Source organism: Arthrobacter sp. Y3221157, from assembly GCF_059089865.1.
On record NZ_JBNHFD010000042.1, the window covers coordinates 18,550 to 29,992 of the forward strand.

Below are 11,443 nucleotides of genomic sequence, written 5' to 3' on the forward strand. Positions count from 1 at the left end.
ACGGGCCGCGCTTGCCATCCGGCCTTTTTGCCGGACGGCCAGGTCCTCACCCGGGGCACCCCGCCGCGGATGGAGGGTTGCCGGCCAGCGAGCCGGGGCTGTTGCTGGCACTCATGACCTGAGCCCAGTGTAGGAATGCGGCGGGCCGGGCGAACAGCAATGTGACGAACATGGTCCCGTGTTCCTACCATGGAGCAGGTTTCGAGGGTGCTGAAATCGGAAAATCCCAGTAAGGGTATCCTTAGCTGAGAGCCCGATCACAAAGTGCCAAGATGATGGCATGCGCATGGATCACGTCTCTTACGCCTGTGAACACGATGGCCTCGCGGCCACCACCGAACGTATTTCTTCTGCCCTCGGCGTTGAGGCAGTGAAAGGCGGGGTACACCCCCGGTTCGGTACCCGGAATATGATCATCCCGCTCGCGGGACACAAATACCTTGAGGTCGTGGAGGTCCTGGACCACCCTGCGTCGGACAAGGCTCCCTTCGGACAGGCCGTCCGGGCCCGCTCCGCGGCCGGCGGCGGCTGGATGGGCTGGTGCGTCGAAGTGGACGACCTTGCTCCGTTCGAGGCACGCCTGGGACGGGCTGCCGTGAACGGCAACCGCAAGTTTCCCGACGGCCGCGAGCTGGTGTGGAAGCAGATTGGAATCCTGGGCCTCATCGCCGATCCCCAGGTGCCCTACATGCTGAAGTGGGAGGGCGATCCGTCGCTCCACCCGTCCAACGCCTACGAGAGCAACATCAAGATGAGCTGCCTGACCATCGCAGGCTCGGCCTCCCGGGTCACCGAATGGCTGGGCGAACCGGTGGAAAAGCCGCTGGAGGATGTTGCAGTTGAGTGGGTTGCCCCGCATGGTACGCCCGGCATCCTCTCCGTCACCTTCGAAACCCAAAACGGAGCGGTCACCATCTGACCTTCCTTTGACCGGGCGTTACGGCCCGAGCCGACTTCGGCCGCCATCAGGATGTGAGAACGGCGTCACCTCCCGATGGCGGCCGAAGTTGCTTTAACCGGCGGGCGTCTTTCCCGCGGGCCCAAGTCTTTGGGGAGCAGGCGCGCATAATGTCAGTGCCCCCACCGATGATGTTCTTGTGGGAAACGTCGGGGGGACGGCAGCGGAGATGGCGGCCATTCATGCCTCTGTCGCGGCCCTCGACGCTTTGTTCCTTGACGACGCGCAGCTGCGAAATTCCGTGGATGAAGAGACAAACGTCTTGCAGCGCGCATATGAGCTACGGCTGGAACGGCTGGGTGTTGTGGCGAGGCTGGAAGCCCAGGTCGCTGCGTTGAAGGCCCGGGACGCGGCCATCGCCGTCGAGCTTCAGGATGCGACGACTCCGCCGGACGCCACTGTGCAGGAACGGACTTTTCAGGAGATCCCGACGGTGGAAGAAATCGCCGGGATCCTGACCATCAGCTCCGGGGCCGCAGGGGCGTTCATCACCCAGGCCCGGCGGGTCTGCTCCCTCCCCTCCGTCTACGGGAATCTGTCTTCGGGGGCGTTGTCCTGGCAGGGCGCCAAGATCATCGCTGACGAAACAGAGGCCCTGCACCATACCGCCGCCGTGGCCCTCGCGGACCACTTCCTGGACCCGGACGCACCGAACCCGGCCCGGGGCTGCCCCGCCACCGCCCTCGTACCGTCCCGGCTCCGGGCCAGGGTCCGTGCCTGGCGCGAACGCCACCAGCCCGACTCCATCGAAAAACGCCATGCCAAATCCGTGGCCGACCGGCGGGTCGAGTTCCACCGGGACCGGGACGGCATGGCCTGGATCTCCGCCTACCTCCCCGCCGACTCCGCCACTGCAATCTGGAACAAAAACACCGCCACCGCCCGCGGCCTGCAAGGACCCAACGAAACCCGGACCCTGACTCAGATCAAGGCTGACGAGTTCGCCCGCCGCCTCCTCGCCCCCACCACAGACCCTTCCGCAGGCAGCACGGCCAGGGACAACAGCAACCAACCCGGCACCGGTTCGCAGGAACAGGCTGTCATCGAGGAACAGATCCCCGACGCATTCCTCGGGCTCGCCACAATTGTCGGCTCCGACGAATCGGCTGCGGACTTGAGTGCCGATGATCAGACGCTTACCGGCGTTATCGGAGAGTATGGAGCCCGCCTGGACGGAACAACCGCTGGCGAAACGAGCCCCGCGGTCGGGAAAGTCCCGACACCCCGGGCCGACGTGCTGGTCACCGTCCCCGTGTTCGCCCTGACCGGCCTAACCGATGAACCAGCCACCCTGGACGGGTACGGCCCGATCCCGGCGTCGATGGCCCGCAAACTCGTCGCCGACGGAGCCGACTCGTTCTACCGTGTCCTCGTCGACCCCGCCGACGGAACACCCTTGGAAATCGGCCGCACCAGCTACCGGCTCACCAGAGCCATGCGCCAGGCCCTCCGCCTCCGCGACGGCAAATGCACCTTCCCCGGCTGTAACAACCATTCGCTCGACAACGAAGCAGACCACCTCCAAGCGTGGGAGCACGGTGGCACCACCGGGCTCAGCAACCTGGCACAACTCTGCCCAAAGCACCACCGGCTCAAACACAACACCGGCTGGGAACCCACCGAAGCAACCCGGAACACACCACCCGGCTGGACCTCACCCACCGGCCGCACATACCTTGCCGAACAACCCGACCGGGAACCAACCATCTGGCCAAACCACGTACTGGTTCAGGAACTGAATACCGTGCCGCATCCAGAAGGACAAACTGGAGAAGTTGTCTCCACTGCCGAGGGATGGCTCCCTCCGGAATGGCTGGAATCAGCACCGCCCTGGAGCGAACAAGCCTGCGCCGAATTACCATGTGAAGAACCCGTGGACGACAACCTCATCGACGCTGACGACATCGCACCTTACGACCCCGTGTGGGACAACTTCTACGCCATGCCCGTCGTCCTGCCACCCGACCCACAAAAGGACCTGTCCGTCAGCGACCCGGCCATGAGCGATTGGGCCCTCAGCGACCCGGCCCTGAGCTATGGGCACTGAGCAACCCGGCCCTGCTCCAAACGTAGCTGTTACCCCAGCCCCACGGCCCTGCCGAAGAGGCTGAATCCGACAAATGCCACGATGTCCAGAAGCGCGTGGGCAATGACAAGGGGCATAACCCGTTTAGTCCGGGTGTACAGCCAGGCAAAGACGATGCCCATCACCACATTGCCAATAAAGGGACCGAATCCCTGGTACAGGTGATAGGTGCCGCGGAGGAACGAACTCGCCGCGATGGACAGCGGGATACTCCAGCCGAACTTGCCGAAACGGTTCATCAAGTACCCCACCACGATGACCTCCTCCACCACCGCGTGCCGGAGGGCGGACAGGATCAGGACCGGCACGGTCCACCAGTAGGCGTCCAGCGCGCTGGGGATGATGGCAGTAGTGATGCCCAGCGCCCTGCCCGCGGCGTAAAGGCCCAGGGAGGGAATCCCTATCAGGGCCGCGAGCCCCAAACCCTGCAGCAGGTCCTTGCCAGGCCGGACGAAGTCGAAGCCCAACTTCCGGAACGCAGAGCCAGGATTGCCGCGGTCAACCGTGGCCGCCTGCCGCTGGTCCGTCAGGAAGTAGATCACCAGCAGCACCGGCACCAGGGCGAAGATGATGTCCAGCAGCTGGTACGTCAGGTCGAAATACTCGCGGGTGCTCTGGGAGCGGTTGAGTGTCGAAGTTCCCTCGGCCAGCGGAGCCCGGGTCATCTTGTCCAGCAGCTGCACCACGGAGTACACGGCGGACTGGCCAAGGGATAGGCCCAGGACAATCCAGACTTCGAGCTTCAGACGACGGCGGGAGGGAACCAGCATGTACCCATCTTGCCTGCAGTTTCTGGATCGTGGCTGATTGCCTAAACCCCGACCGCCACTGCCCGGTGCCGCTGCCCGGTACGCCCAGGCCGGGCGGTTAGGCAGGTGCCACGATGACTTCCGTGCCGTTGGCTTCAAAGGCAGCCTTGTCCTTCGGGGAGATGCCCGCATCCGTAATCAGCCGGGTGAAGTGGTAGCCGTCCATGGTGGCAAAGGCACGCACCCCCACCTTGGAGGAGTCGGCGATGACGTAGGACACCCGTGCCCTGCTGGCCAGCAGGGCGTTGACCGAGGCCTCGCCCTCACCGGTATTGGTGGGACCCACTTCCGGATCGATGCCGTTGACGCCGATGAAGGCGATGTCCAGCACAACTTTCTGCATGATGATGTCCGTGTACGGCCCCACCAGTTCGTAGGACCGCGGATTGAGGATGCCGCCGGTGACCATCACCTTGATGTTGGGCCGCACGGCCAGCTGGCCTGCGATGTTGATGGCGTTGGTAACCACTGTCAGGGTGGGCTGGTTCGACGGTGCGTTCAGGTCCTCGCGGGTGGCGAGGATCTGGGCGAGGGCTGTGCTGGTGGTGCCGCCGCAGAGCCCAATCACCGCACCGGGCCGGATCAGGGCGGAGGCAGCCTGGGCGATCTGTTCCTTGGCTTCGGCGTGGTCGTCACGGTTGTAGCGGCCGGGAAGGTCGTAGGCCAGGGCACCGGTGGTAGCTCCGCCGCGGGTACGGGTGAGGAGCCGGCGCTTGGCCAGGCTGTCCAAGTCCCGCCGTGCCGTTGCCGGCGATACCCCGAGCGTGCTGACGATCTCGTCGACTTCCACCTGCCCGGTCTTGGCCAGCAGGTCGAGAATGGCGGTCAGTCGGTCGGTGCGGGTCATGCAGGCCTCTCAATACAACAGCCACCGCTTCGGATGACGCTTTCTGATCATAACAGACGCGAAATGATCATCTAACGTCACTAAGCCCTCAGCGGCCTACCGTTCCCGCACTCCGGCCCGCCAGACAGCGTACGTCAACGGCATGCCGGGACGGTAGGCGAGATGCGTGGCCGAGGGCGCGTTGAGCACGTGCAGGTCCGCACGGTGGCCGACGGCGATTGAGCCCACCGCGCGTTCGCCGTCGGCATCGTGGCCGGTATCCTTGTGCAACGCGAGCGCCCCGCCGTAGGTGGCCGCCCGTACCGCCTCGTGCACGCTGAGGTGCATCTGCAGGACAGCCGTGGAAACGCAGAACGCCATGGAACTTGTGTAGGACGTGCCCGGGTTGCAGTTGGAGGCGAGCGCCACCTGGACGCCTGCATCCAGCAGTGCGCGCGCCGGGGCCAGCGGCTGGCGGGTGGAAAGGTCGCAGGCAGGCAGGCAGGTGGCCACCGTGCCCCGTTCCCCGGTTCCATGGGCTGCGTCCCAGCCGGACCAGGTTCCGGCCAGGGCTTCGACGTCCCCGGCGGAAAGGTAGTTCACATGGTCCACGCTGGCGGCCCGTAGCTCCACGGCCAGCTGGACCCCGGGGCCCTCACCGAGCTGGTTCCCGTGCACGCGCAGCCCCAGGCCGGCGTCCCGGCAGGCCAGCAGAACCCTGCGGGACTGTTCCGCCGTGAAGGCTCCCTCCTCGCAGAACACGTCAGCCCACTGTACAAAAGGGCGGACGGCAGCCAGCATGGGGCCGCACACCAGGTCCGTGTAGGCCTCCGGATCCTGGCCGGCGGGAACCAGGTGGGCGCCGAGGTAGGTCACCTGGTCCGCAGCCGTGGAGGCAATCCGTGCGCTGCGGGCCTCATGCTCCACGTCCAGCCCGTAGCCCGTCTTCGTCTCGAGGTAGGTGGTCCCTTGGGAGACCGCTTCCGCCACCCTGCCCATTGCCAGGCGTGTGAGGTCGAAGTCCGACGTGGCGCGGGTGGCGTTCATGGTGACGGCGATGCCGCCGGCAGCGTACTGCTCCCCCGCCATGCGTGCCTCGAACTCAGCCGTCCGGTCACCGGCAAACAGCAGGTGGGTGTGCGAATCCACCCAGCCGGGAAGGACGGCCCGCCCGCCGGCATCAACGGCGTCGTCGGCTGCAGGCGCGTCGGCGGCCGCCCCGATCCAGGCGATGCGCTCCCCCTCGATCACTACCGCCGCGTCTTTCAGGACCCGGTGTTCCAGGTCCTGGGTCATCAGTTCGGCAATGTTGGTGATCAGGGTGCTCATGCAACCATTGTTCAGCGCCGGATGGACCAGCGCGTGGCTGCCAGCGCCTGCGCTGTCCGGGATACCGGAACCGTCCCATCGGTCCCGTCCTGGCCGGCAAGGATCTGCCCCGCCGCCAGTTCGGCCATGGCCGAGGAGGTTTGGAACCCGTAGCCGCCCTGTCCGGCGAGCCAGTAAAAGCCCGGCGCCTCGGCGTCGAAGCCCGCCACCGGAACCCCGTCGGCCGCTTCCGTGCGGAGCCCGGTCCAGGCACTGCGCACCCCGGTGATAGCGAGGGTTGTCACGGTGTTCAGCAGATCCACCAGGCGTTCGACGTCACCAGGCCTGGGCCGGGCATCCTCGGGGCCGCTGGGCACAGCCTCCGACGGCGAGATCAGGACGTCGTTCCCCTCCCGCCGGAAGTAGAACGTGTTGTCCGCGGCTGCCACCATGGGGCTCCCCTCAGGCAGGGGACGTTCGACGGCGGCAATCGCCGCGGTGCGCCGGTACGGCTGCAGGCCCAGCTTCTCCACCCCGCTGATGACGGCCAGCTCGTCGGCCCAGGCGCCCGCCGCGTTGACCAGCACGCCCGCCTGGAAGGCTTCCGTGCCGGCCCCCACTTCCCAGCCGGACCCGAGCCGCTGCGCGGAATGGACCCTGGCACCGGTATAGATGTCGGCCCCGGCGGCCACTGCCCGCTGCCGGTGGTCCTCCAGCAGCAGCGGTGCATTGGAACCGAACGATCCGGTGTCCAGGCCTGCAGCGGCAAACGACTCCGGAACCAGCGCCGGACAGAGCTCCAGCGCTTCCGCATGGGTGATGGGCTTCATGGAGCCGCTGGCTTCCGCCGCGACGCCGGCCTCGCTGCCGATCAGCATGAAGCTCCGCGGCGTGAGGACCGGCTCCGGCAGCTCGGCGTCGCGGGCGGCGATCAGCTCGAGTGTCCTGGCGGTGAGCTCCTGGACCACGGGCGGGCCATAGCTGGGGATGAGCTGCCGGGCCGACCGGGAGGACGTGTGGTAGGCCAGCTCCTGCTCGGCCTCCACCAGCGCCACGCTGCATTTCCCCGCCAGCGCAGACGCCAGGGACAGTCCGGCTATGCCGCCGCCCACGATCAGGACATCGTAATGTGCTGCCATGCGTTCCATCCTTGCAGAGTTGCTGCAGAAACGGCTGCCGGTGACCGGTGCCAGGGTCAGGCAGCCACTTCCGCGCGGCTGGCGACGAAGGCCTGAACGCACGCTTCGACGTCGTCGGCTGAGTGCGCGGCCGAAAGCTGCACCCGGATGCGGGCGGCACCGCGCGGCACCACCGGGAAGCTGAATGCGGTGACGAAGACACCGTGCTGCAGCATCCGGTCAGCCACCTTGGCGGCAAGGACGGCGTCGCCGAACATGACCGGGACAATGGCGTGCTCGCCGGGCAGCAGGTCGAAGCCTTCCTCCGTCATCCGGCGGCGGAAAAGAGCGGCGTTGTCGAAGAGCTGCCGCCGCAGGCCGGCAGAGTTCTCCACCAGGTCCAGCGCCTTGATGGTGGCGGCGACGATGGACGGAGCCAGCGAATTGGAAAAGAGGTAGGGCCGGGCCTTCTGCCGGAGCATGGCCACGATCTCGGCGCGCCCGGAAACGTAGCCGCCGGAGGCCCCGCCCAGGGCCTTGCCGAACGTTCCGGTGTAGATGTCCACCCGGCGTGAGACGCCGGCATGTTCCGGCGTGCCCGCGCCGGTGGAGCCCATGAAGCCGACGGCGTGCGAATCGTCCACCATCACCAGTGCGCCGTACTGTTCGGCGAGGTCGCAGATGGCCTCCAGCGGGGCGAGGTAACCGTCCATGGAGAACACGCCGTCGGTGACGATGATCTTCCGGCGGGCGTCCTTCGCCTCCACGAGCCTCGCTTCAAGGTCCGCCATGTCCTGGTTCGCGTACCGGTACCGCTGGGCCTTGCACAGCCGGATGCCGTCAATGATGGAGGCGTGGTTCAGCGCGTCGGAAATGACGGCATCCTCGGGACCGAACAGGGATTCAAACACCCCGCCGTTGGCATCGAAGCAACTCGAGAACAGGATGGTGTCCTCGGTACCAAGGAAGCGGGAGACGCGGCCTTCGAGTTCCAGGTGCAGGTCCTGGGTGCCGCAGATGAACCGCACGCTGGCCATGCCGAAGCCGCGTTCATCCATCGCCTCCTTGGCGGCGCTGATGATGTCCGGGTGGTCTGCCAGGCCCAGGTAGTTGTTGGCGCAGAAGTTCAGGACGTCCGCTCCGGATGAGCCGATTCGGCCAGCTGTGATATGGCTGGACTGGGGCGAGGTGATGCTGCGCTCAGTCTTGTAGAGCCCGGCGGTGCGGATGTCCTCCAGCTCGCTGCTCAGCTGGTCCTTGATGGAGGTGTACATGGTGGTGATCCTTTAGAGTCGGGTCCAGTCGAGGACAACTTTGCCGCCGCTGCCGCTGCGGGCAAGGTCGAAGCCCTTCTCCCAGTCTGCAGCGGGGAGCGTGTCCGTGACCACGGCGGAGATCCCCGCGTGGAGGACCGGGTTGGAGGAGAGCATGGCGCTCATGGCGTACCAGGTTTCGTACATTTCCCGGCCGTAGATGCCTTTGAGGGTGAGCATGTGGGTGACCACCTTGCCCCAGTCGATGGTGATGTCCTGGCTGGGCAGGCCCAGCATGGCAATCCGGCCCCCGTGGTTCATGTTGTCGATCATTTCCGGCAGGGCGGTAGGGTGGCCGGACATTTCCATGCCGATGTCGAAGCCTTCACGCATGCCCAGTTCACGTTGGGCGTCGCGGACGCGGGTGGTGGAGACGTCGATGGCAAGGTCGGCGCCGAGCCTGCGGGCCAGGTCCAGCCGGGGCTGCGAGACGTCCGTGATGGCGATCTTTCGGGCACCGGCATGGCGGGCGACGGCGATGGCCATCAGCCCGATGGGTCCGGCACCGGTGATGAGCACGTCCTCGCCCACCAGCGGGAAACTCAAGGCGGTGTGCACCGCGTTGCCAAAGGGATCGAAAATGGCGCCGAGCTCGGGCGTGACCGAAGGATCATGGTGGACCCAGACGTTGGTTTCCGGGATGACCACATACTCGGCGAAGGCCCCGTCCCGCTGCACGCCCACGCTGACCGTGTGGATGCACATCTGCCGGCGGCCGGCGCGGCAGTTCCGGCAGATGCCGCAGACAACGTGGCCTTCACCGGATACCCGGTCGCCAACCTTCACGTCCCGGACGTCCCCGCCGGTCTCCACTACCTCGCCGTAGAATTCGTGGCCCGGAATCAGGGGAGCTTCGATGATCCCCTGGGCCCAGGAGTCCCAGGACTGAATGTGGAGGTCCGTGCCACAGATCCCGGTGGTCATGACGCGGATCTTCACGTCGTCCGGACCCACCGTGGGCTCCGGGCGGTCCACCAGTTCGAACCCGGCCTTCGGGCCGGCCTTGTAGAGAGCCTTCATCGGCTTCCTCACTCTTGGTTGTCACATCATTGGCAGGTGCTGCCCTCCCCATTACAGCCCCGGAAACCGTTTAGCACAATCAGCTTTTACTCAATCGACGATGTAGCATTTGCTAATGCTTAGACTAGGTCCATGGAGATCCACCAACTTGAAATCCTCCGCGAGCTCGGCGCCCTGGGCAGCGTCAAGGCCGTGGCCGACACCCTGATGGTCACCCCGTCCGCCGTCTCCCAGCAACTGGCCCTGCTCCAGCGCACGGTGGAAGTTCCGCTGACCCGGAAGGAGGGCCGGAACCTGGTGCTCACCGAGGCGGGCCAGGTCCTCGCGGACGCGGGAGCCGCCGTCGTCAGCGCGATGGCCGAGGCCAAAAGCGCCATCGGCAGCTACCACGGCTCTCCGGCCGGACGGGTGACCCTGAGCGGCTTCCACAGCGCCGGCCAGGCGGTCTTCGCACCCCTTGCCAGGATGCTGGACACCCCCGGCGGGCCGCGGGTGGAACTGTCCGACGAGGACGTGGCCCAACAGGACTTCCCCGCCCTGACCGCCCGCTACGACCTGGTGCTGGCACACCGGATGGACCACAGTCCCCGCTGGCCGGACGAACGGGTTACCGTGATCCCGCTCGCGCACGAGCCCCTGGACGTCGCGCTTCCGGCCGGACACCCGCTGGCACGGAAGCGGGTTATGACCGCGGACGACGTCGCCGGGGAGGCCTGGGTGACCAGTCACGCCGGCTACTCCCCCGCCGACGTGCTGTCCGCGGTCGCCGCGGTGTCCAGCCGTGAACTGAACATCGTCCACCGCATCAATGACTACTCCACGGTGGCGGCCCTGGTGGCCGCCGGCGGCGTGGTGGGACTGCTGCCCCGGTACACCGCCAGCCCCGTCCTGAATCCGGATATCGTCCTGCGTCCGCTCGAGGGCATCAGCACCCGGCGGCGGATCGACCTGCTGGCACGGCCGGAGAACCTGAAGCGCCGGTCCGTGATGATGGTGTGCGAGGCGCTGCAGGAGATCATGGCGGGGCTGGTGGAGCAGGGCTGAGCCAACCGGGTCCTGGCTACTGCGATTGCTCTTTGGCGTGCCCGTGGCCCATGCCGTTCCCCCTGCCCAGCCCGAGCCCGGGCACGTCCCCGGCGCCTTCGGCAATCCGCTCGGCCGTGGCCTGTTCCCCGTTCTTCGCGCCTGCTACCCGGACCACTTCCCCCGTGGTGATGTCCGCGATGCTTCCGTCGCCGGGCCGGAGCCGCTGGCCGTCGTCGCCCGTTCCCGGCGCCTTGGTGATGCGCGTTTCGGCGTTGACGGTGTAGGTCCGGCTGAAGCCGTCCTCGCTTTTGACGGTGATGGACCTATCGCCAACAGCCTCAACCGTGCCGCGCTGCTCGAGGACGGTCTGGAAGGTGCCGTCAGCGTTCTTGACCACGCTTTCGCTGTGCTGGAGTTGCAGCCGCTGGGCCTTGTCCGGCTTGCCGGGCTTTCCAGGCTTGGCGGACTTGTCCGGTTTGCCCGGCTTGTCGTGCTTTTTCTCTTGCCCGGGCGCGGACTGCGACGGCGACGGGAACGGCGAGTCGGCGGACCACGCGATGGCGGCCCCCGTACCGCTCAAGGCAAGGGCAATGGCCCCCGCAATGAAGGCCTTCCGGATCCTTGGCTTGTCCTGCAGTGGCATCGCGGTCCCTTTCGCGTCGCTGTCCGGGGCCTGCATAGGTCCGGCCTCCGTGCGCTCCAGTGTAGGACCGGCCCCGCCGGGTGTGAACGCGTACTTTCCGCCGACCACTACCTGAGTACTTAAGCAAAACCGGGCAGCGACCCCGGCCGCTGCGATTCCGCAACGGCAGGGGGCGCTACCCGGTTGGGGGGTGCGCGGCAGCTAGACGGTGACGCCCAGCTTCTCGAGGATCAGCTCGCGGACGCGTCCGGCGTCGGCCTGCCCGCGGGTGGCCTTCATGACCCCGCCCACGATGGCGCCGATGGCCTGGACCTTGCCGCCGCGGATCTTGTCGGC

11 protein-coding genes and 1 riboswitch are annotated in these 11,443 nt (G+C 66.6%); of the genes, 3 read left to right on the plus strand and 8 right to left on the minus strand.

Translation table 11 applies throughout. The features are described 5' to 3' along the window. Positions 1 to 2: 2 nt before the first annotated feature. A riboswitch (SAM riboswitch) is annotated at positions 3 to 119 on the minus strand. Positions 120 to 280: 161 nt separating this feature from the next. Both AC5RTT_RS12125 and AC5RTT_RS12130 read left to right on the plus strand, forming a co-directional pair. Next, positions 281 to 919 (plus strand): VOC family protein, encoded by a 639-nt coding sequence (locus AC5RTT_RS12125; protein WP_009359382.1) that lies wholly within the window; start codon positions 281 to 283, stop codon positions 917 to 919. A 178-nt stretch (positions 920 to 1,097) separates the two neighbouring features. Continuing rightward, positions 1,098 to 3,005: an HNH endonuclease signature motif containing protein gene (locus tag AC5RTT_RS12130; RefSeq protein WP_494145394.1), complete on the plus strand. Its 1,908-nt coding sequence runs from the start codon at positions 1,098 to 1,100 to the stop codon at positions 3,003 to 3,005. 29 nt (positions 3,006 to 3,034) lie between these two features. Here AC5RTT_RS12130 and AC5RTT_RS12135 read toward each other — a convergent pair whose 3' ends face one another. The 6 genes from AC5RTT_RS12135 to tdh form a co-directional block, all read right to left on the minus strand. Next, the gene (locus tag AC5RTT_RS12135; protein WP_494145395.1) at positions 3,035 to 3,814 is read right to left on the minus strand and encodes a CPBP family intramembrane glutamic endopeptidase; all 780 of its coding nucleotides are present in this window, start codon (positions 3,812 to 3,814) and stop codon (positions 3,035 to 3,037) included. A gap of 97 nt (positions 3,815 to 3,911) precedes the next feature. Further along, a complete protein-coding gene (locus AC5RTT_RS12140; RefSeq protein ID WP_494051509.1) occupies positions 3,912 to 4,700 on the minus strand; it encodes a DeoR/GlpR family DNA-binding transcription regulator in 789 nt (262 codons plus the stop codon). A gap of 96 nt (positions 4,701 to 4,796) precedes the next feature. Continuing rightward, entirely contained in the window at positions 4,797 to 6,008 is a 1,212-nt protein-coding gene (gene hutI / locus AC5RTT_RS12145) for an imidazolonepropionase (protein ID WP_494145396.1), read from the minus strand. Between the two features lie 11 nt (positions 6,009 to 6,019). Further along, the gene (locus AC5RTT_RS12150) at positions 6,020 to 7,126 is read right to left on the minus strand and encodes an NAD(P)/FAD-dependent oxidoreductase (protein ID WP_494145397.1); all 1,107 of its coding nucleotides are present in this window, start codon (positions 7,124 to 7,126) and stop codon (positions 6,020 to 6,022) included. A gap of 56 nt (positions 7,127 to 7,182) precedes the next feature. After that, positions 7,183 to 8,379, minus strand: coding sequence for a glycine C-acetyltransferase (locus AC5RTT_RS12155; protein ID WP_494145398.1), 1,197 nt, complete (start codon positions 8,377 to 8,379; stop codon positions 7,183 to 7,185). 12 nt (positions 8,380 to 8,391) lie between these two features. Beyond that, entirely contained in the window at positions 8,392 to 9,438 is a 1,047-nt protein-coding gene (tdh, locus tag AC5RTT_RS12160) for an L-threonine 3-dehydrogenase (RefSeq protein ID WP_494145399.1), read from the minus strand. Positions 9,439 to 9,570: 132 nt separating this feature from the next. On the opposite strand from tdh, the gene AC5RTT_RS12165 reads away from it, so the two are divergent. Further along, on the plus strand, positions 9,571 to 10,482 hold the full coding sequence (locus AC5RTT_RS12165) for a LysR family transcriptional regulator (protein ID WP_494145400.1): 912 nt from the start codon (positions 9,571 to 9,573) through the stop codon (positions 10,480 to 10,482). A gap of 16 nt (positions 10,483 to 10,498) precedes the next feature. Here AC5RTT_RS12165 and AC5RTT_RS12170 read toward each other — a convergent pair whose 3' ends face one another. Both AC5RTT_RS12170 and AC5RTT_RS12175 read right to left on the minus strand, forming a co-directional pair. Beyond that, a complete protein-coding gene (locus AC5RTT_RS12170; RefSeq protein WP_494145401.1) occupies positions 10,499 to 11,107 on the minus strand; it encodes a hypothetical protein in 609 nt (202 codons plus the stop codon). A gap of 201 nt (positions 11,108 to 11,308) precedes the next feature. Further along, the coding region (locus AC5RTT_RS12175) for a hypothetical protein (protein ID WP_494145404.1) at positions 11,309 to 11,443 on the minus strand (135 nt) is incomplete at its 5' end.